The organism is Bradyrhizobium commune, assembly GCF_015624505.1.
GTDB lineage: Bacteria > Pseudomonadota > Alphaproteobacteria > Rhizobiales > Xanthobacteraceae > Bradyrhizobium > Bradyrhizobium commune.
The window spans coordinates 4285213-4305705 of the sequence record NZ_CP061379.1 but is presented as its reverse complement, the minus strand read 5'-3'; the positions used below and the strand labels follow the sequence as shown (position 1 = coordinate 4305705).

Sequence of the window (20493 nt, the reverse complement as noted above, 5' to 3'; positions counted from 1 at the left end):
CGACCTAATAAGTGTAGAACATCCGCTGGATCTCCTTGGTGTCGGTCGTCTTGGTCAGCGCCAGCATCAGCAAGATGCGCGCCTTCTGGGGATTGAGCGTATCCGAGACGACGAAGTCGTGCTCGTCGTCCTTGGCCTCCCCGTTGCGCGCGACGATGCCGTTGCCGACCCGGCTGCTGCGAACGATCACGACACCCTTCTTGTGCGCCTCGTCGAGCGCCGGCTCGACCGCAGGCCGGGCCAGGCTGCCGTCGCCCGTGCCGGCATGCACGATCCCCTTGGCGCCGGCAGCGACAAACGCATCGATCGGGACCCGGTCCATGTTGGCGTAGCCGTAGACGATATCGACTCGCGGCAGGACATCGAGGCTGGAGACGTCGAATTCGGAGTCCGCCGTGTGCCGGCGGGTCGATTGGCGATAGAAGTACGGCTTGTTGCCCTGCATGTAACCGAGAAAGCCGAGTTCCGGCGTGCGGAAGGTGTCCGCCGTCGAGGTGTTGTTCTTGGTGACGTCGCGCGCGGCGTTGATCTGATCGTTGAGCGCAACGAGCACACCCTTGCCGATCGCCTCGTCGCTGCCTGCGAGGATCACCGCGTTGAAGAGGTTGATCGGCCCATCCGCGCTGATCGCCGTCGACGGCCGCATCGCGCCCACGACGACGACAGGCTTTTTGCTCTTGACCACCAGGTCCAGGAAATAGCTGGTTTCCTCGATCGTATCGGTCCCGTGGGTGATGACGATCCCATCGACGTCGTCCTGCGCGAGCAGCGTGTTGACGCGCTTCGCAAGCTTGAGCCAGTAGTCATTGTTCATGTTCTCGCTGGCGATCTGGAAAACCTGCTCGCCCTTGACGTTGGCCACCGTTTTCAGTTCGGGGACGGCGTTGAGCAGGGTCTCGATGCCCACCGTGGCTGCGGTGTAACCGACCACGGTGGTGCTGCTCGCTCCGGAGCCGGCGATGGTGCCACCGGTCGCCAGCACCATGACGTTGGGCAGACCAGGGCCCCTTGCATGCGCGACGTCAAAACTGATGATCAGCGCGACAAGCAAGCTCATTGTCGCCACGATCTGATCACGCACTCGAAACTGCAACATCTTGACCACCCTTTGCTAGAAAGCCTCGTCGACGTGCCCCCAGTTCGCTCAGCACTGCATGATCCGTCAGCCGACGGCTTCTGTCTAGGGTGACAACGCTTTCGCATGATCTTGTTTGGGCGCGAGCGCACAGAACGTGGATGGCCGGGACAAGCCCGGCCATGACGACGTTCGTATGTTGATCGCTCATGAAAGAAAGTAGCGAATTTGCGCGCCTTACGCGCTGACTTCGCACTTCTTCATAAAGCTGTTCTTGGCGGCGCCGGCGAGCGGCTTGCCATCGGAGCCGACGGCCTTCGGCGTGCAGGCGTCTTCCTTGCACTTCTTCATGAACGAGGTCTTGGCGGCGCCGGCCAAGGCCTTGCCGTCCTTGCCGACGGCCTTGCTCTCGCAGGTGTCGTCTGCAAGGGCCGAGCCTGCTGCAAAGGTGGCAACGATCGCAGCCAGAAAAATCCGCTTCATCATGGGTGTCTCCCTAAACCAAAAGATGGCTTTCGAATTGGAGCCCGGAATCATGGCGCAATCAAGCAGGATCGGCGCGCTGCGTCCGGTCCGCGTTTCAATTTTTCCAGCTGTCGAGGATGCCAGCAGCCTTGACCAGCGCGTCGTCCATGGCGGCCTGATTCCCTGGCGTCGACTGCCGCCGGGACGAAGGCTCGTCGAAATCATGGGTCGCGCCGGAATAGAGGATGACGTCGATCCGGGTCCCCGCCTGCTGCGACCGCTCGGCCACGTGCTGGCAGATCAGCGGCGACACCTCTTCGTCGTCGGAGCCGAGGAACAGGGCAATCGGAGCGACAGTGGAGATGGTCGGCGCGAGCAACGCCATCTGTCCGCATCCGGGATAGAACACGAGTGCGCCGCGATAGCCCGCCGCGTTGCCTTGCCGGATCATCACGTTCAGCGCGGTGCTGCCGCCATTGGACCAGCCCTGGAGAAAGATCTGCCAGAGGATGATGTCGCCTCGGCCGCGCAGATAAAGGAGGGCGCCTTCGGCATCGAGCGGGCGCACGGTCATCTCGTTGACGTCGGCACGATCGGGGTCGTCATGGGTGAAGCGGCCGAAGCCATGCGCCTTGCCGCGCGGGCCAAAGCTGTCCGGCAGCAGCGCGAGGTAGCCGCGCGCCGACCAATATTCGCCCCACATCATATGGCGTTTCGACAGGGTGGTGGCGTTGCAGGCTGACGTCGTGCCGGCGCCGACAAAGGTGCAATCGGCGTTGTCGTTGCTGGAATACGGTCCGCCGCGGCCGTGCAGCATGACGACGGCCGGCCAAGGGCCGGGCGTGGCGGGCTGAAAGAGATAGCCGACCACCATCGTGCGGCCGTCGGCGCTGCCAAACGTGACGGTCCGTGGTGTGGCCGAGGCGCCTGCGGCCATCAGCAGCATCGGGATCAATGCGACGAGGATGCGGATCAGCAATTTGATCAGATCCCACGCACAAGCAGCGCCTTGAAATCGGTGCGGGCCCGCTGCGCCTCGGCACGGGCGACCTCGGAAGCTTCGCCGAGGCCGAAATAGCCGTGGATCAGGCCGGCGCCCTCATGGTGCTTGACCCGCACGCCAGCCGCCTCCAGCGCCCGCGCATAGGCCGCGCCTTCGTCGCGCAACGGATCAAACCAGGCGGTGGTCACGATCGCGGGCGCGAGGCCGGACAGCGATGCCGCACGCAGCGGCGAGACCCGCCAGTCGGCTGCCTGGCCGGGATCGGCGAGATAATGTCCGGCAAACCATTCCATCACGGCGCGGGACAGGAAGTAGCCGTCGGCGTTGTCGGTGCGTGACGGATAGCGTGCGTTCTCCCGCGGGTCGGCATAGCGGCCGACGACGTCGGTCACGGGATAGACCAGCAATTGCGCGGCGAGCTTGATGCCGGCGTCGCGGCAGGCAATCGCGGTCGCCGCCGCCAGATTGCCGCCGGCGCTGTCGCCGGCCACGCCGAGGCGCTGAGTGTCGCCGCCGAATTCCGCGACGCGGTTGAAGATGTCGCTGCTAGCTGCGAAGGCATCCTCGAAAGCGCCCGGAAAGCGCGTCTCCGGCGGCCGCCGGTAGTCGACGGAGACGACGACGGCGCCGGTCTCGATCGCAAGCCACCGCGCCTGCCGGTCGTGGGTGTCGAGGTCGCCCGCGACCCAGCCGCCGCCGTGGAAGAACACCACAGTCGGCGCGGGCGCGGCTCCGATCCTGTAGACGCGCGCGTTGAGCGAGCCGGCGCCGCCTTTCACCTTGATGTCCTGCGCGGCATCGACCGGCGGGGGCGGCACCGCCGCCCGCGCCGCGGCCAGTGCGCGCAGGGAATCGCGGGCGCTCTGTGGCGTCATCGTCGCGGGATCGCGCAGCGGCAGCAGCGGAATGATCTGGGCGATGACGGGATCGAGCGGTGCAGGCATTTTTCAGGTCCTCACACGGTCTTGGTCTTGCTTGCGCCTTAGCATAGATTTCGCGCGCCGCATCGGCAACCGCCGGACGGGTATGCGCAGGGAGGTCGGAAGGTGGAATTCGAAACGCTGGTCCAGTCGCGCCGCAGTGTGCGCGGGTTCAAGAACGAGCCGGTGCCGCGCGCGGTGATCGCGGCGATCATCGACAGCGCCAAGCGTGCGCCATCGTCGATGAACACGCAGCCCTGGCACATCCATGTGCTCACCGGCCACCCGCTCGAAGAGGTGCGTCGCCGCAACATGGACGAGATGGCGGCCGGCGCCAAGGTCAAGCGCGACATCGTCAGCCATGGCGAATATCAGGGCATCCACCGCACGCGTCAGGTCGACATCGCCAAGAAGCTGTTCGGGGCGATGGGGATCGCGCGCGACGACAAGCCGATGCGGCAGGACTGGGTCTTGCGTGGCTTCCGCCAGTTCGACGCGCCGGTCTCGCTGGTCCTGACCTATGACCGCGTGCTCGATCCCGGCGCGGTCTGTCATTTCGATCTCGGCGCGCTCTGCTACGGCATCGTGCTCGCGGCCTGGGACCGCGGCCTCGGCTCGGTGATCAACGGGCAGGGCATCATGCGCTCCGACATCGTGCGCGAGGTCGCCAGGATTCCCGAAGACGAGGTCATCATGACCTGCGTTGCGCTCGGCTATCCCGACGACAATTTTGCCGCGAATGCCGTTCGTTCCGATCGCGAACATAATGAGGAGTTCGTCCGCTTCGTCGGCTTTGCCGATTGAGGTGACGCGGAGGAGATTATTCCCTCACGAAATTTTTCGTGCGCACTCCTTGCAGCCTCTTGCAATCTTCGCCGTGCAGGAGGAACAATATGCGGACTGAAAGGTTTGTTGCTGGCGCGAGGGAATCGATATGCGGCGGCTGGCTAGCCTGGTTCGACGGTTGTTCGGCCCGCGGGTGCGGCGCCCGATTGATGACGATCCGAGTCTTCCCTTCAGTCCTGAAGAGTTCAGCAGGCTTGTCCGCAGCGGCAGACGCGAGGACATGAAGACGCTTGCGGAAGGCTTGGCGTGCCGGTCAATTCCGCGCCGCATCAAATACCGTGCGACGCACTGAATTCAGGCGCGGCGCGTTTGTTGTTCGCCGGCGCGCTCACCTGGAGAGCGCGACCTGCTTGAACGTGTCGACCAGCGCCTTTTCCAGCTTTCCGTTCATCCCGCAGAGAATGTTGTAGGCCTCGATGCGCGGCATCGTCGGCTTGTAGTGACGGTGCTCGATCAGCGCGGCGAAGATGTCCGAGATCGTCAGAATGCGCACGATGTCATTGATGGTCTCCCCGCACAGCGCGTCCGGATAGCCGCTGCCGTCGAGATATTCGTGGTGATGCCGGACGGCATCGAGAATCTCGGGCGTGATCTTGTCTTGGTCCTTCAGGAACTCGTAACCTGCCGCCGGGTGCGTCTCGATCATGGCGCGTTCGTCGGGATCGAGTCGGCCGGGCTTGTCCAGGATCGCAAGCGGGATCTGGGCCTTCCCGATGTCGTGGAACATGGCCGCCGTATAGAGCCGCTCCAGATCGGTCCGTCCGACGCCAAGGCTCAGGCCGAAGTCGATCGCGACGCCGGTCACGAGCAGGCAGTGCTGGTAAGTTCCCTCGTGATGGCGGCGCACCGTCGTGAGCCATTCGGTCAGACCGTGCTCGGTGATGCGATCGGCGATCTGCCGGCCGGCTTCCTTGGTGCCATCGACGTCGAGGGGGCCGCCAAGCGTGACGGCCGTGAACATCGATGCGATGGCGGTTGCGGCGGCCTCGACCGCGTTGTCCGGCTGCGGCGAACCATTTGGCGAAGTCGTTTCCTGCTCGGCCGGATCAGCCAGCGCCGCGAGCAGCTTGATCTTGTTCATGGTGCCGGGAAGGACGAGCGTCGCCCCGAGCGCGTGGGCCTGCGAGATACAGACGTGAGAGGAGTGCTCGACCAGGAAGATGCGCTTGGTGGCCTTTGCGAGCTTGCCGGCCCTCCGCTTGATCGCAGCGATGTTGCCGGTGTCACGCAGCTCCGCCCGGATGACGACGGCGAACGGCACTTGCGACAGCTTGGCTTCCGCGTCGAGCCGTTCGCCTGCGACGGTAAATTGCTGTTCGAGGATCGAGCAGATGCCGGACAATTTGTCGGAGGAATCGGCCAGCACATGCACGAAAGGGCGTGCCGCTTCCGCCGCTCGTGTGCCGCTGTCGCCTTTGACAGGGCTGGATATGGGGCGCGCGTTCTGCACCGACGGTTCTGAACTTTACCGGAGTTGAATGAGATTGATGAGCGTCGAGCCTATTTGCCCTGGGTGGAAGTCAGCGCAGCCGCCGGCGCGCTTGCCGGTTTCTTCTTGGCGTCCGCGGTGATGAAGTGGACGCCAGCCATGGTGCCGTCGATCCACACGAGCTCGCAGCGCCGGTAGGCGAGACCGGTCGAGGACAGCAACAGGAAGAATTCCTTGGCCTGGAGCACGTCGAGCGTGCCCTCGACCTCGATCTTGGCGCCGCTTTGCGAGACGTCCAGCAGGACGCAGCTGCGTCGCCAGGTGCCATCCGAGCCCATCAGATTGACGGGCTGCTTGTGATCCATCTTCACGCGCGATGCTTTGCGACCGTCGAACTTCATCGGCTAACCCCCATTTTCGCGCCGCGATTTCCCGTATCGCTTGTGCTGGCGCCTGCTGCGATCTCCCCCCAGCGCACTGTCCATTGGCTGGTCGACAGAAGAAGTGTCTCGAAGATGTGTTGCGCGCGTTCGCGCTCAGTGAAGGAAAGTCGTGTGCCGCAGCGATTGCTCAGGATCGCAAGCGTGGTGGTCCAGTTCAGTCGCGAAGCCCGGCAGGCCATCACCAGGCCCTCGCAGTCGTCGTCATTCATCACGTGCTCGACGATCTCGATCGGTGCGCCTGAAAGCACCGACAGCGCCGTGAAGAGATTGGCGGTCTCGCCGCGGATCGCGAAGCGGTTCACCGTGGAATCGTTGAGCTTGCCGACACGGTTGAGCGCAACGATCTCCGGCCTTGCGCTCGCATAGTCGTCCGGGCCCGGCCGCTTTGGCGCAATCGGCGCCGGGGGCGCGGCAGAGGCGCTGGGCTTGGCGGGGGGCTTGGAAAGGGGCTTTTCCGCGGGCGAGGCGGAGAGAAGCTTGCGCAGGACGATGTCAGGTGTGCCGGGCCTGAGCGCCAGCGCCTTGGTGATCTCGTCATCCGCTGCGCCGGTCTCGAGCAGCAACGCATAGGCCGCATCGGAGAACCTGGTTCCCGGGTTCTTGATCAAAGCAAGAGTGAGCGTGCGGTTGCCGCGCTTGAGCAGGGCCTCGGCCACGGCCGCCTCGACCCTGTCTCGGGCGGCGATCGCCAGCTGTTGCGTCTCGTCGCACGATGTCGCGATTGTCGCGAGATGGGCGATGGACAGGGCCTGTGATTTCCGCAGGACCGGACACGCCACGTCCGGATCTTCGTGGGATGCCAGATGCCGTAACGTGTCTTGCGGCGCAACATTCAGTTCGGCAAGCGTCTCGCTGAGCTGCACCATCGCACTCGGCGCGACCCGGACCATCAGGCGCAGCAACACGCCGTCGACCACGTTGACAAGCAATTCCTGAGGCCGCTCGCGGCCGGTTGCGAGCAGATGCACGATGTCTGAGAGGATACGGGCACAACGATCCGGCGGGCAGGCTGCGACCGCGTCTTCCAACTCGACCAGAATATCGGCAGGCGAATTTGCCATCATGGCAGGGCCTGAACTCAAAAATACTACGACTAATGAACGGGCTTCATTTCGCTCCAAAGTTGTTAATTTGGATTATAGACTTTGAGCGGGCGGGTATCAGTGCACCGTCTGTGTCATCTGAAACGTTATCGAAATTTGGCAGGACTTTATCCGCCGCCTTGTCCTTTGAATGCGATCCTCGCCAACTGATCGAGAGACATTTGGATGATTCCTTCGGTGTAACGGGATAACCGAAAGGGGGGAAATCAGGCCGGTGCTGTCACCGGACGCGCGTCGTTTCTCGACGCTGTTTTCATATTGCCATGACCAGTGATGATGATGCGCCGCAGCTGGCGCCACAGATATTTCGCTTTTCAGACGTCGACGCGTTTCGCAGTTCCATCCGCGGCTTGAACATCGAGTTCACGCCGTTCGTGCGAAGGATTGCGACTGAGCAAATCATTTTGCGATTGCCCGGCTGCGACGTGAATGTCACGCGCGCGTTTCCGCGCATCGTGGATGCGCAGCTCGTCGCGGATTGCACCGCGGTCGGGTTTGCGATGGACGATCTCGAAGTTCCCATTCGCTTCAACGGCGCGCAGCGCGATCGCGCGGTCATCGTCATCGGCAGCAGCGGCGCGGCCTACAACACCATCGAGGAGGTGCAGCGGCAAATCGCCTCGGTCGTGTTTCGGCCGGAGGTGAAAGACCGCGGCTGGCCGGTGACGAATTCCAGTTTCAAGATTTTCGAGACCAGCACGCTGGCGCTGCATTGGCTGCGGAAGGTGGTCCGGGAGGTGCTGGCCGCCGCATCCGAGCCGATCGACCCGGCTGAAGTGCCACTGAAGGCCGCCGCGATGAGGGAGTCGCTGTTCGCCGCGGTCGATGCCGCCTTCGCCAATCTGGTTCCCGCGCGATGGACGCTGCGGCCGAACGACGAGCGGCAGTTCAAGCTGTTCCAGGATATCCGCGCACTTCTGTCCGACGATCTCGCCCAGCCGATCTACAGCGAGGAGATGGCGCGCAAGCTCGGCATCTCCGTCCGCACCATGCACGACGTCGTTCGCCGCTATCGCGGCATGAGCCTGCATCGTTACCTGCGTCTGCGGCGGCTGTGGCTGGTCCGCCAGCAGCTGCTCGCGGGCGCCGAAAGCGTGAAGGCCGTCGCACTGGCCTTCGGTTTCTGGCATCTCAGCGATTTCTCCAGAAGCTATCGCGACCAGTTCGGGGAGGCGCCGTCGGAAACGCTGGAGCGCGGGCGCACGCGCTAAACGCGACAAATCGACTGGGTCCGCGGCATCGTTCCGTGCTAGCCTGCCAGTCATGAGCAATCGCATCCTCGTCCTCTACGGCTCCTACCGATCCGACCGCATGGGCATCCGCCTTGCGAACTTTGTCATCGATCGCCTGCGCCAACGCGGCGACGACGTCGCCTTCATCGACGCCAAGGCGATCGGGCTGCCCATGCTCGACCGCATGTACAAGGAATATCCCAAAGGCACGGCGCCGGAGGCGCTGCAGACGCTGGCGGGGCAGATCCGCGGCGCCGACGGTTTCGTCTTCGTCACCGGCGAATACAATTGGGGCATTCAGCCCGGATTGAAGAATCTCACCGACCACTTCCTGGAGGAGTGGTTCTGGCGTCCGGCCGCGATCGTGAGCTATTCCGCCGGCCGCCTGTCCGGCGCGCGGGCCTCGACCGCCTGGCACGGCACGCTGTCGGAGATGGGCATGGTCGTGGTGTCGAGCACCATCGGCGTCGGCCCGATCGGGCAGACGCTGTCGGCGGAGGGCGAGCCGATCGGCGAGGGCGGCAAGGCGCTGGAGCACGCCTTTCCGCGTTTTGCCGAGGATCTCACCTGGTGGATCGAGGCGGCGAAAGCGCAGCGGGCGCGCAAGGCGCCGCCTTACTGAGCCTCTTACGCCGCCCGGACCTCGCTCAGGAAGCGGTCGAACTGTCCGGCGAGGTCGCGCGACTGGGTCGAGAGCTGTTCGGCTGCGCCCAGCACTTCCGAAGCGGCCGCACCGGTGTCGTCGGCGGCGCGCTGCACGCCTGATATGTTGGTGTTGACCTCCTGGGTGCCGCGGGCGGCCTCCTGGACGCTGCGTGAGATCTCCTTGGTCGCCGAGCCCTGTTGCTCGATCGCGGCAGCAATCGCGGTGCCGATCTGGTCGATTTCGGCGATGACGTCGGCGACGTTGCGGATCGCAGTGACGGTCTCGTCGCTCGCGGCCTGGATCGCCGAGATCTGCTCGGAGATTTCGGTGGTGGCCTTGGCGGTCTGCCCGGCCAGCGATTTCACCTCGGAGGCGACCACGGCAAAGCCGCGGCCGGCGTCGCCGGCGCGCGCGGCCTCGATGGTGGCGTTGAGCGCGAGCAGATTGGTCTGCTCGGCGATGCTCTGGATCAGCGTGACGACGTCGCCGATCTTCTGCGCGCCGTCGGCGAGCGCACGCGCGGTGTCGCCGGTGCGGCGGGCGTTGTCGACGGCGCGGGCCGCGATCTCCGTGCTTTGTGCAACCTGGCGGCCGATCTCGGCGATCGAGGAGGTGAGCTCTTCGGTGGCGCTCGCGACCGTTTGCACGTTGGTCGAGGTCTGCTCGGAGGCGGCCGCCACGACCGCGGCCTGGCTGTTGGTCTGGGCCGCCGTCGAGGTCATCGATTGCGCGGTGCTCTCCATCGTGGAGGACGCCCGGGACAGGCCCCCGACAAGCTCGGTGACCTTGGCTTCGAATGAGCGGGTGAGCTCGTCGAGCGCCTGCGCGCGGCGCATCTTGCCGTCGTTCTCGGCCTGTTTCTCGGCCGCGAGGAGGTCGGCCCGGATCATGTTGTCCTTGAACACCTGGACGGCTGCGGCCATCGCCCCGATTTCGTCGGAGCGCTCGGCGCCGGGGATGTTGTCCGCAACATCGCCGTCGGCAAGCTGGGACATCCGCGACGTCAGGCTGACGATTGGCGCGCAGACGCGGCGTCGCACCGTCACCACGAGGCCGATGCTGGCGATCAGCACGGCGACGAGGCCTGCAAGCGCGATCGTGAAGCTCGTGCGCGCGGACGACGAGGCGTTGGCGAGAACCTGCTCGGCATTGTCGTAGAAGGCGTCGCGGACACCAATGATGGCGCCGAGGCCGCGCTGCGATTCCGCGTAATAGGTGTCGACGTCGTGCTCGTACTTGCCGGTGGCCGCGCCCTCCTTGACGAGCTTCTGCTCGCGGCCGAAGGCCTCGACATAGACCGAATTCATGGTCTCGAGCGCGGCGGCGACGTTGGCGGGCGTCGCCGGATTGCCGCGCAGCTCCTGGAGCGATATCACGATCTGGTCGTTGCGTCCCTGCGACCGGGCGATGTCGGCCTTCTCGGCGTCGGTCGCGACCTTTTTCGAGCCGACGAGATTCTTGTGCAGGCTGGCGTTGAGGCCGCCGATGTCGCGCAGCGTCATCGCGATATTGGCGTAGCTCGCCTGCCGGTAGGCGTCGCCATTGAGGATCGCCATGCGGCGGACCTGCTCGTTGAGAAGCGCGGTGACGCCGCTGTTGAGCACGCCGTTGTCGGCGACGATCTTCCTGGCTGCGTCCTTGCGCGCATCCGCAGGGCCCGCGATCGCCTTGTCGACCGCCTCGCGCAGCGCGGTGAATTTCGCATTGATGCCGTCGATGTTGCCGCCGATGGTGTTGCCGTCATCCAGCGAGCCGGGCAGCTCCTTGCGCAGCGCGTTCATCTTGTCGCGCGCACCGTCGGTCTGCTTGCGCAGCTTGTCATGCTCGGCAAGCTGCGCCGGGTCGACGGTCGCAGGTCCATAGAGGATGTTGGTGGCAAAGCCGCGCTCGGGGTTGAGGTAACGCGGAATGTCGCTGACCGCGCGGACGATCGCGAGCCGGCCCTGCGCCTCGGCGATCCTGTCCATCGTCTGGTATTTCGTGACCGCGACGTAGACGGCGAGGCCGCCGCCGACGGTCGAGAGCGAGACGATGGCGGTGGTCAGCAGCGTACCGATTTTCATGATCTGTCCGGCAATTGGCGCAGGGAGAAAATTATTCTGAGCCAACGATAGGTGGGCCGGATTAACCGCGGGTTTACGTTGATGGCGCGCGGTTCTGCGCGACTACGCCTCTCGATCAAGGGCTGAGAGGATCTGAAGCGTCGCGTTGTCCTGCGCGCCCGCGAAATATTGGTCGATTGCCTGAGCGAAAATGGGCTCTTCGGACACGGCGCTGAACAACGTCATCGACGATCGGAATTTGGCGTCGTCCGGCGCGCCGAGGATCGCGTTGATGGTTCGCCCCTCGACGGCGAGCACGAGATTCGTGCATTGGACGAGGCGTGGGCCGAGGGTGGGGTGGGCGAGATAGGCCTTGGCCTCCGCGCGTGAGCCTATGGCATAGCGCTGCGACATGGCGCTGAGACCGAGGCCTGCGACCTGCGGGAAAATGAACCACATCCAGTGGCTCTGCTTCCGCCCGCGGGCCAGCTCCCCCTGGACGTCGCGATAAACCGGGTTTTGGGCCTGAACGAACCGGTCGAGGTCGAACGCATCGGTCATTTCATACCTTTGGGGTGCCCCGCCGGCCGCGATTATGCCTAACTTTTGGCTCCCAATGTGGTAGCTGGTATAGAGTCTCCGGGTGGGGGTTGGGCCCCCCGGGGGTCGATTTGGGGATCTGATGGTTTCCGACCGCGCACGCGCCGAGAGGCTGTTGTCGCGCCGCCGTGTTGGGCGCGCCGAGACAATTTTGCTGTCTTTGGCCGCCTTTGCGTTGGCGCTGGGCGGCGCCGCTTGGGTCGCGGGCTCGGGTGATTCGACCCCTCTCGTCACCGCCGCGCTGCCGCCGGCCAATTCCCCCTCGTTTGACGATCGTTTCGCCTCGCTGTCGGCAAGCCCGCCTGCGCGCGAGCTCGGCCTCCGGACGCTGGAGCGCTCCGCCTTGAATGCGGTGCAGCTCAAATTGCGCGACGCCAAGGCGATGCTGGCCCAGAAGCTTCAGGCCGACGACTGGCGCTCGACGCTGACCGATGACAGTCGGCCCGCGATCGACGAGACGCGGCCCTCGCAGCGGGCCGACGGCATCCCGATGCCGCGCTCGCGCCCGGTCCAGGCGGATTTCGCCTCCCAAGTCGCCTCCAGCCAAGCCTATGCCGACTCCAATCCCAGGGTCGACAACCGTAATTTCCTCGAGAAGTTCACCGACAAGATCAAGCTGGCCTCGCTGACGCCCGACAGCGGCCTGTTCGGCAAGGCGCCGGATCTCGCCGCCCTCGGCTACGATTCGAAGACGGCGGTCTATGACATCTCGGCCAAGGCGCTCTACCTGCCGAACGGCGCTGCGCTGGAAGCCCATTCGGGCATGGGCGCGCTGATGGACGACCCCGAGCATGTCGACCAGCGCATGGTCGGCGCGACGCCGCCCGCAACCTATGACCTGAAGCCGCGTGAAAAACTGTTCCACGGCGTGCGGGCGCTGCGCATGACGCCTGCCGAAGGCACCAGCGCGCTCGGGCGCGTCGGCCTGCTCACCCACAATTACATGCTTGGGCCGCGCGGCGATTCCAATGGCTGCGTCTCGATCAAGGACTATGATCGTTTTTTGAAGGCCTATGACAATGGCGAGTTCAATCGCATTGTCGTGGTGCCGAGCCTGGGCGGATCGACAACCGCCTCGCAACGCGCCAGCACCGACTCCTGACATTTGCCTGCCGCGGCGGGGCTGCCGTTTTCCCTTCGTTAAGCCGTTGTCGTCCAGAAGCAGCCCATGAGTGATCCAGCAAGCTCCGAGACCCCGCTGCGCACAACGTTCAAGATCAAGCTGAACGGCGACACGCTGGCGATTGCGACCGTCGGCCAGGCCTATCAATTCCTCACCAACTTCAAATCGGTCGAGTGGATGGAATTCCGCTCGCTGCACGATGAAGCCGTCCACGCGCTGGAGGGCGCGGCCGGCAATGCGATGCTCGCGGTGCAGGCGACCAACGCCGTGCGCGCGTTGTTCGTGAGCGCGAAGCTGCTCTGAGCAGACGTTCTTCTCTTCCTCCGTCGAACCGGCATAGACGCGGGCGCGACGAAGGCTTGGCGCGCAGTCGCGCGGAGGAGAGAGCACGTGGATCTTGCAAAATTCATTTCAGGCATTGATTGCCCTGATGAGGAGGCGCCGAGCGAAGCAGCGCTCGTGGCGTTCGAGACGTCGATCGGCTGCCGCTTGCCGGATGATTATCGCCGTTTCCTGCTGGCCTGCGCCGGCGGCTATTGCCGTGGTGCGGCCGAATTCAACTGGCCGCAAGGGCACTGGGCCGGGGCCGTCCAGATGGTGTTCGGCTTGCGGCCGGACGAGCCCGATTGCTCGCTGGTCCTGGTGCGTCAGGAGCCACAATGGCCGACCGTGGACGAGCTGCTATGGATCATGAGCGATCACGGCGGCAATCCGATCTGCATGACGATCGACAAAGCACATTTCGGCAAGATCTGGTTCATCGATCACGAGGTTGCCGAATACGACAAGCCGTGGACGCTCGCTGAAGCGATGTCGGACAAATGGGGCTACGTGCTGGAGCTTGCGCCGACGTTCGGTGATTTCCTCGCCGGCCTGTATGAGGAAGCCGAGGCGGCGTGAGATTTATTCTTCGTCATTGCGAGCGAACCGAAGCAATCCAGAGTCCCTCCGCAGATGTCTGGATTGCTTCGGTTCTGTTCAGCCCGGGGACATAGCTTACACCTGTTCGGGGACATGGTTGACACTTTTGGATCATCCTAAATCGATCGCCGCGATCTGGTGCGCAGCGAAGAAGATGCCGAACCTGCCGTCGGTATTGAGTGGACGGATCGCAAGCCGTTCGCCGCGGAAGGCCTGCGGAACCTTCCACAATTTGCCTTTGAAGCTGACATAGGCCTTGGTGGTGGAGACGGAACGGACGACCTCGTGCTCGTCGTATTCCACCGCGGGCAATCTGTCCGGCATTTCCCGCGAACTGGGTTGGTACCGGCTTGCCGGAACGTTGTAGTTCAAAGCCTCATGCGGCCGATCGAGATTGTAGACGGCTCGCCATTGGTCGAATGCGCGCTGCACCTCGGCAAGGTCGCGGTAGCGCCTGAAGGCAAATACCTCGGCCTTCAGCGTGCGATGGAAGCGTTCGTTCTTTCCTCGGCTCTGCGGATGATACGGCCGGCTGTGGATCACCCGGACGCCAAGCTTCAAAAGCCAGACCGTCAGCCCGGTCCAGGGGTCTTCAAGGGTGAAGCCCCAGGGGCCGCCATTGTCGACGAACATCGCATCGGGGAGGCCGTACCGGCGGAATGTCTCCCTCAGATGCCCTTGCACGGTCGAACCTCGCTCGTTGTCACAAGCAGCCAGGCACAACGAGAACCGCGAGTGATCGTCCAGCATCGTCAGCGGGTGGCAGGATACGCCGTCCTCGAGTGGGCTGTGTCCCTTGAAGTCCATCTGCCAGAGCTGATTGGGTGCCTCCTTCTCGAAGCGGATGTAGGGCTGTCCAGGTCTCCCCGCAGGCTCGCTCACGCGATCGTAGCGACGCAGGATCTCGTGCGTCGTCGATATCGCCGGCACGGCTTGCCGGTCGCGCTTTAGACGATGCAAAATCTTGCGCGCCCCCCAGGCCGGGTGGACATCGCGCAAGGCCACAATCTGCTGCTCGATCGCAGCCTCAGTACGATCCGGGCTGCGATGCGGCCGGCGCGAGCGATCGGCCAGCGTCGTATCCCCTGCATCATAGCGCTCGATCCACTTGTAACCAGTCTGGGCACTAATCCCGAACTGCCGGCACAGCTTCCGCCGGTTCACTCCTTCCTGCTTAGCAAGCATCACAAACTCGCGCCGCTGGTCCATGACAGACACCTCTCGCCACGGCATGGCTCGCCCCCTTGTTCGACGAATCCAGCCGATTTTGATGTGTCAACCATGTCCCCGAACAGGTGTAAGCTATGTCCCCGGGCTGAACAGTTCGCTCGCGATGACGAGATTGGAGCGGGCCCGATCGATATCCCGGACGCGCTAGCGTCCGGGATACAGGCGCAAACGAAGGCTCAATGCCTGTCGTCGCCGCGGCCGTCGTCGTCGTCGTGGAAATCATGATCGCCACCGGGCTTGAAGCCGGGATCGACGCACGCGAAATTCGCGGCGTCGCTGGTCAGGCCGCTGCCCTTGTAGGACGGAATCTTCGGATAGACGCAGAGCGGCCTCGTGCCTCCGGTCGGGAAGTTCATGGCAACCCTCGGATCGAACAGACCTCCGGCCGGGTAGGGCGATGTCGTGTTGGTATTGGCCGCCACGATGCGTTCCGGCGCGATGCCGTTCTCGACCCAGTCGGTGATGGCCTTGAGCTCGTTTGTCGCAAAGCTCGTGGTGGCCGCGCCGCCGCCGCAATGCGCCATGTTCGGCACCATGAACAGCCTGGCGAAATCGGTCGCGCGGTTGTCCATGCGCTGGTTCATCTTGCGGTACCAGCGGGCAATCGCGGCGCCTGAGAAGATGCCGTCATTGACCGAGGACGAGATGATCAGCTTGCCGCCACGCGCCCTGAACGGACGCAGATCGGTTGCGATCGCCGCCATGAAGTCCATCGAACTCTCCGGGTAGGCCTTGGCCCTGGTGAAGATTTTTGGCGCGTCGGCGTCGAAGTTGAAGTGGAACACGAAGGCTTCCTGGCCGTTCGGCCCGTTGACCGGCGTGACCACGGGGGGCGTCTGGAAGATCATCGGGAGCGCGCCGGCGCCGAGCGTCAGGTTGATCGCGGTGTTGACGCTGGGCACCGGCGCGGTGACGACGTTCCACAATTGCCAGCCTGCGCCGGGTGCGGTCGGCGGCGTCCAGATGCCGGCATCCCAGAACCAGTTCGAGTAGAGCCGCTCGCCCCTCGAGTTGACGGGCCCGGCATAGATCTTCTTCAGTGCGTCGATCTGGGGCTTGGTGAGGCAGGTGCCGCCATGCGGCGTGCTGCCGTGCGAGCCGGTGCCGCAGGTATAGCTGGCGAGCGCCGGGGTAACCTTCTTCGCGGTGCAGGCATGGTAGTTGTCGATGATCCCGTCGACCAGGCCGTCGAGCGCGTCGCAGGCGCTCAGGATCGCAGCCGATGCGACCTGGAGGTCCTGCACGGGGAAAGTGTCGGGAATGAAGGGCTGGCCGTTGACGTCCTTGCTGGTCGAAAGCGTGCCGAGCACCTGCTCGTTCCAGGCTTCGGCAAGGCCCGCCTGCGGTAGGTTGAAGCCGGGATTTTGCGAGATCACGCCGTCGAACAGCCAGGGCGATCGCTGCGACGCCACCATCGCGTCGCGGCCGCCGTTCGAGCATCCCATGATGTAGGAATAGACGGTGTCGAGGCCGTAGAAATAGGAAATGATCTGCTTGGCCGTGGTCGCGGTCTTCTCGATGCCGTTGTAGCCGTAGTCGCTGCGGGCCTGCGCGTCGATCGCGAAATGGGCCGAGCCGCCGGCATTGGCATCGTCGTCCTGATAGCCGCCGACCGCATTGGTCGCATTGTCCTCGTGGCCGCCGTCATCGGCTGCGACGGCCCAACCCTCGCCGAGCTCGACGCCGGCTGCACCTTGCGGATCTGCATTGAGGCTGCCGTCAGTGCCGCCACCGCCCATCATCTCGAAGCGGCCGTGCCAGGTGTTGGGCAAATTGAGCGCGAAGCCGATGCCATAGGTGAAATGATCGGGATCCTGCGTCGAGACGCGCTTGTTGATGATGCCGACCACGTTGCAATAGCCAGACTTCTGGGTCGCGCTCAGGATTTGCGTGTTCGGCAAAGTGAGGCCGGTCAGCGCGGTGCAGGACGCGCGCGGGGCCACGCCGCTCGGCGGCAGCCCGCGTGCCGAGACCTGCGCGCCGAGAGACGCCCAGGTGGCGACGATGGTCGAGGCGAGAAAAAGTCGTTTCACGTCGTGTCCTCCCAGTTTCACTTTTGATGATCGAACGAAAGCGCCAGGCGTGACGCCTGCCGGTGGTCAGAGTGATTTGCGACATTGCTGTTGGGGAAACGCGCTCGCGCCCGCACTGAGCGGCAACGCGGCTTTCGCGCGCGATCATCCCGCCGCGATGCACGATGGCACGCGGATCGGCGTCCACCGCTGATGACGGCACCGACGTTCGCTCCCCTTGGAACCCGCTCGTGAGGCAGGTTTTCACGATCCTTAGGCGAGCCATGTTGTCGTGTCAACATGGCGCATCGCGCGATATTGCCGTGCAACCTGTCGTAGAAGCTGTATGCCCGGGCGCAGGTTCCCCTCGGCTTCTCGATCCCTGCGCGTTGCGTTAGACTTGCTGTCCGAATCCTCAAACCCCGGCCGGATGCACCTGCACCGGCCTTGCGAAAGAGCGCGTCGATGCAGCCAGGCAAGGCAGGGGCGAGAAAACGGACCGCCTCCAAAGGACCGCGGCGAGCGCCGCGCGCGACCAAGCCGGCGCGATCGCCGCCGCGAACGGCGTCGGGTGCAAAGCCGGCGCGGGCGAAACCGCTCGCGCTCGGCGACCTCTCGCGACTGCTGGGCTACAGCATCCGCCGGGCGCAGCTCTGGATCTTCAGGGAGTTCAGCCGGCAATTGGCGGCGTTCGAGATCAGTCCCGCCCAGTTCTCCGTGCTCTGCGTGATCGACGCCAATCCCGGCGTCAACCAGCTTGCCGTCGCTCAGCTGTTGTCGATCGAACGGGCCGGGCTCGGCAGGTTGGTGGATCATCTGGAAGGCCGTGGCCTGGTGCGGCGCACGGCGTCGGCGATCAACCGCCGCTATTACGTGCTCTATCTGACCGGCGCCGGCATGGCGCTGCTGGAACGGCTAAGGCCCGCGGTCGGGGCAAGCGACAAGGCGCTCGCGGCCAAGATCGGACCGCGCGCCTACAAGAACTTGCAGCGGGCGCTGTCGACCTTTGTCGAAGACGCTTGAGCGTCCGTCACGGCTTGAACTTCGTGTCGGGAACGGGCTGCGGCCGATCGCTACGCGCGTTTGGCCGCGATCGCAATCCTCACGATTTGCGAGCGCGGACGAGGTCGCTCGGAGCTGGCATTTTACCGATTGCGCAGCACAATCTCCGGCTGTATCATCGAGCGATATTGAAGCTGGAATGCCGCACTTTGGCTCGTTTCGAGCCACTCCTTGCGTCCTGTCATTTGTATCACGTACGCGTTGAATTGCCCATTGCAGCACCTGGCCCGGGATGAGCATCGAACCTGTCACAGAACCACGCCGGCGCTGGTGGCGCCTCGCTCTGCTTTTGCTCGTGGTTCTTCCCTTTCTTCCGGACCTCGCGATCTCTGCGGTCGGCGGGCTCGCCAAAATCAGTGGCTGCGTTGTTGATCAGAAGGAGGCGTGCCTTGTCGCGGGCGTCAACGTCAGCGACGCCGTTTCCGGTCTGGTCACCGCTTCGGTCCTGATCGGCAGCGCATTCGCCTGGTTGGCGCTCGCGGCGGTTTGGCTCGTGATGTGCTATCTGGTTATCGTTCGAGGCTGGACCGGGCGGATCGCCCGCCTCGCCCTCGCGCTGTTGGTCACGGTGGTTTTCGCGTTGCTGCCTTATCTCGCTCCCGGTTTTGCGATTGCTCCGTTCGTCAACGCCAACTGTCAGCCGAACGAAGGCGGGGTCGGGGCCTGCCTGATATTCGGCGGCAACGTCAACAGCGCGCATCACACGGTCATCTTGCCATGGTTGATCTTCGCCGGTGTCCCGATAGCAGCCGGCACCGCTCTCGCTTGCGCGATTGTCATGGCCGTCGTCAGGGCCCGGCGCGTGCGAGCCATCAAGCGATCAGCACAATCCCGCTGATTGTCGCCGTTCCGCATCGCGGTTGCGCAAGCATGATTGCACAAGCTAAAGTTATGAGCTATTTTGGGTTGTTTGATTTTAAGCCAGATGCATATTCAATCAATTTTGGAGCCTCCATCATGGGCGATGTTCGCAAATTCGGTTTTCGCATCGCGGGTGCGGCTGCCGCACTTGCCTTTATCGGTCACGTGCAGCCAGTCGCCGCGCAGTTCAACGACACCGTCGCGTTTACGATCACCGATGCTGCGGGCGAAACGGCAGTGCCGCCGGGATGTCCTCGGTCCCGCTTTTATTCTGTCAACCCGTTACGGTTGACCCGCGGCTCGCTACCGGCCAGCGACTACTCTTGCTACACCAACGAGCAGGACGTACGCGGAATCGCAGCCTATTATGCGCCATACGCCATTCAGGCGGCGTTGTCGTACCAAACCATAACGGACAACGTTGCATCATTGACGACTGCGATTCAGAGTTCGTTCCCTGCTCGATCTGATCGCGTTCAGAGTTTGCTGGCTCACCGGGGATGGCGATTCCAGGCCCCCGACCGCTGCTTGACGCAAGGACAGTGTGGTGCGGAATATCAGCCCGATCCAAGAGGGCTATCGTATCACATCTGGTCCCGGACCGACGCCCGCGGCACGTGCCGCGAGGCCAGCATCGCATTTCGGGGCAGCGTTTCGGGCCTCAATAGCTGGCTTTCGAACTTCGAGACTTATGTCGCGGCCTTCGATTCCGAGTACAATCAGTTTCAGCGCGAATTTAGTGTGGTCCTCAACAACGTTCAAAAGCTGCGCTGCAGGCAAATTGTCACGGTCGGGCATTCGCTGGGAGGAGGATTGGGCCAGTTTGCTGCATTGTCAGCGCCTCGGGGGCGCCCGGTCGCCAAAGTCGTCACCTTCAATACCTCGCCCATCAGTGGCGTAAACCTCATCACCGACAAGGAGCTGTTGAACGCCAATGCGACCGGCCTCACCATCGATCGGGTGAATCAGCAAGGCGAAGCCTTGTCGTTCAACTTTTTCAAGTCGCGTCGACAGACACGTGCCACTGTGTGCGATCCATTGATCAGAGGCGTGGAGTTCAACGCAAGCGCTGGCGGTTCGGGCGTGCCGTTGCTATCTGCTTTCGAGCGGCACGAAATAGGCCCGTTTGCGTCCAGGCTGGTTGATTTGTCGTACAGGGACGCAGATCCAGCCGCCGTCCCGTTGAAGCCGAAACTGCCGCCGGTGGGCAGAGGCGCTTGCGGTGACATGAGATATCAAGAGGAGCCGGACCAGCAAGCCCCGCTTGTCGCCAGTATCGGCGGGAGCGGTCGCCGTGCCTTTACAAGCACCGGTCTCTTGGTGGCGCAGCCGAGCCAGGACGTTGCCATCTACGCGGATACCGCCAATCGCGACGGAGGCCTCGCCGGGGTAAGGGCGCGCAGGAGCGTAGCGAAGCAGTATGTGCGCAGGAGCGGACGGATTCATCTGGCCCGATCTTGACGGTGGCGCGTCGTTAGCC

Annotated in this window: 20 protein-coding genes; 9 read left to right on the top strand and 11 right to left on the bottom strand. The window is 63.8% G+C overall.

Translation table 11 applies throughout. From position 1 onward, the window contains the following. Window positions 1-4: 4 nt before the first annotated feature. The 4 genes from IC761_RS20315 to IC761_RS20300 all read right to left on the bottom strand — a co-directional run bounded on the left by IC761_RS20315 (window position 5) and on the right by IC761_RS20300 (window position 3487). The gene (locus IC761_RS20315) at window positions 5-1057 is read right to left on the bottom strand and encodes a type II asparaginase (RefSeq protein ID WP_246791285.1); all 1053 of its coding nucleotides are present in this window, start codon (window positions 1055-1057) and stop codon (window positions 5-7) included. A gap of 255 nt (window positions 1058-1312) precedes the next feature. Next, window positions 1313-1561, bottom strand: a complete 249-nt coding sequence (locus IC761_RS20310; RefSeq protein ID WP_195798418.1) for a hypothetical protein — start codon at window positions 1559-1561, stop codon at window positions 1313-1315. A gap of 94 nt (window positions 1562-1655) precedes the next feature. Beyond that, on the bottom strand, window positions 1656-2519 hold the full coding sequence (locus IC761_RS20305) for a dienelactone hydrolase family protein (protein WP_246791284.1): 864 nt from the start codon (window positions 2517-2519) through the stop codon (window positions 1656-1658). A gap of 5 nt (window positions 2520-2524) precedes the next feature. Beyond that, the gene (locus IC761_RS20300; protein WP_195798417.1) at window positions 2525-3487 is read right to left on the bottom strand and encodes an alpha/beta hydrolase; all 963 of its coding nucleotides are present in this window, start codon (window positions 3485-3487) and stop codon (window positions 2525-2527) included. Between the two features lie 102 nt (window positions 3488-3589). Between IC761_RS20300 and IC761_RS20295 the strand changes: the two genes are divergently transcribed. Next, window positions 3590-4267: a nitroreductase gene (locus IC761_RS20295; protein ID WP_195798416.1), complete on the top strand. Its 678-nt coding sequence runs from the start codon at window positions 3590-3592 to the stop codon at window positions 4265-4267. Window positions 4268-4637: 370 nt separating this feature from the next. Here the strand turns inward: IC761_RS20295 and IC761_RS20290 are convergent, their stop codons facing one another. The 3 genes from IC761_RS20290 to IC761_RS20280 are packed head-to-tail and all read right to left on the bottom strand — an operon-like array spanning window position 4638 to window position 7245. Continuing rightward, complete coding sequence (locus IC761_RS20290; RefSeq protein WP_195798415.1) at window positions 4638-5759, bottom strand: HD-GYP domain-containing protein; 1122 nt, start codon at window positions 5757-5759, stop codon at window positions 4638-4640. A 50-nt stretch (window positions 5760-5809) separates the two neighbouring features. Next, the gene (locus tag IC761_RS20285; protein ID WP_195798414.1) at window positions 5810-6139 is read right to left on the bottom strand and encodes a PilZ domain-containing protein; all 330 of its coding nucleotides are present in this window, start codon (window positions 6137-6139) and stop codon (window positions 5810-5812) included. Continuing rightward, window positions 6136-7245 (bottom strand): DUF2336 domain-containing protein, encoded by a 1110-nt coding sequence (locus IC761_RS20280; protein ID WP_195804719.1) that lies wholly within the window; start codon window positions 7243-7245, stop codon window positions 6136-6138. The genes IC761_RS20285 and IC761_RS20280 overlap by 4 nt, the downstream gene beginning before the upstream one ends. A gap of 302 nt (window positions 7246-7547) precedes the next feature. On the opposite strand from IC761_RS20280, the gene IC761_RS20275 reads away from it, so the two are divergent. Next, window positions 7548-8495, top strand: coding sequence for an AraC family transcriptional regulator (locus IC761_RS20275; RefSeq protein ID WP_195798413.1), 948 nt, complete (start codon window positions 7548-7550; stop codon window positions 8493-8495). 52 nt (window positions 8496-8547) lie between these two features. Next, window positions 8548-9138: an NADPH-dependent FMN reductase gene (locus IC761_RS20270; protein ID WP_195798412.1), complete on the top strand. Its 591-nt coding sequence runs from the start codon at window positions 8548-8550 to the stop codon at window positions 9136-9138. A 5-nt stretch (window positions 9139-9143) separates the two neighbouring features. On the opposite strand, the gene IC761_RS20265 is transcribed toward IC761_RS20270, so the two are convergent. Next, window positions 9144-11225, bottom strand: coding sequence for a methyl-accepting chemotaxis protein (locus IC761_RS20265; protein WP_195798411.1), 2082 nt, complete (start codon window positions 11223-11225; stop codon window positions 9144-9146). Window positions 11226-11327: 102 nt separating this feature from the next. Continuing rightward, window positions 11328-11765, bottom strand: coding sequence for a DUF1810 domain-containing protein (locus tag IC761_RS20260; protein ID WP_195798410.1), 438 nt, complete (start codon window positions 11763-11765; stop codon window positions 11328-11330). Between the two features lie 190 nt (window positions 11766-11955). Between IC761_RS20260 and IC761_RS20255 the strand changes: the two genes are divergently transcribed. The 3 genes from IC761_RS20255 (at window position 11956) to IC761_RS20245 (ending at window position 13827) form a co-directional block, all read left to right on the top strand. Beyond that, a complete protein-coding gene (locus IC761_RS20255) occupies window positions 11956-12906 on the top strand; it encodes a DUF2778 domain-containing protein (protein WP_438265142.1) in 951 nt (316 codons plus the stop codon). 66 nt (window positions 12907-12972) lie between these two features. Further along, window positions 12973-13230, top strand: coding sequence for a hypothetical protein (locus IC761_RS20250; RefSeq protein WP_194462433.1), 258 nt, complete (start codon window positions 12973-12975; stop codon window positions 13228-13230). 87 nt (window positions 13231-13317) lie between these two features. After that, window positions 13318-13827 carry an SMI1/KNR4 family protein gene (locus IC761_RS20245; RefSeq protein ID WP_195798408.1) on the top strand — a complete coding sequence of 170 codons (510 nt, stop codon included), beginning with the start codon at window positions 13318-13320 and terminating at the stop codon, window positions 13825-13827. A 132-nt stretch (window positions 13828-13959) separates the two neighbouring features. On the opposite strand, the gene IC761_RS20240 is transcribed toward IC761_RS20245, so the two are convergent. Both IC761_RS20240 and IC761_RS20235 read right to left on the bottom strand, forming a co-directional pair. Beyond that, window positions 13960-15081: an IS481 family transposase gene (locus tag IC761_RS20240; RefSeq protein ID WP_195798407.1), complete on the bottom strand. Its 1122-nt coding sequence runs from the start codon at window positions 15079-15081 to the stop codon at window positions 13960-13962. A gap of 173 nt (window positions 15082-15254) precedes the next feature. Then, window positions 15255-17111 carry a tannase/feruloyl esterase family alpha/beta hydrolase gene (locus IC761_RS20235; RefSeq protein WP_195798406.1) on the bottom strand — a complete coding sequence of 619 codons (1857 nt, stop codon included), beginning with the start codon at window positions 17109-17111 and terminating at the stop codon, window positions 15255-15257. Window positions 17112-17555: 444 nt separating this feature from the next. Between IC761_RS20235 and IC761_RS20230 the strand changes: the two genes are divergently transcribed. From IC761_RS20230 to IC761_RS20220, 3 genes are all read left to right on the top strand, one after another. Then, window positions 17556-18113 (top strand): MarR family winged helix-turn-helix transcriptional regulator, encoded by a 558-nt coding sequence (locus IC761_RS20230; protein WP_195798405.1) that lies wholly within the window; start codon window positions 17556-17558, stop codon window positions 18111-18113. 271 nt (window positions 18114-18384) lie between these two features. Continuing rightward, the gene (locus tag IC761_RS20225) at window positions 18385-18990 is read left to right on the top strand and encodes a hypothetical protein (protein WP_195798404.1); all 606 of its coding nucleotides are present in this window, start codon (window positions 18385-18387) and stop codon (window positions 18988-18990) included. Window positions 18991-19022: 32 nt separating this feature from the next. Further along, a complete protein-coding gene (locus IC761_RS20220) occupies window positions 19023-20474 on the top strand; it encodes an alpha/beta hydrolase family protein (protein WP_195798403.1) in 1452 nt (483 codons plus the stop codon). The last annotated feature ends 19 nt before the right edge of the window (window positions 20475-20493 follow it).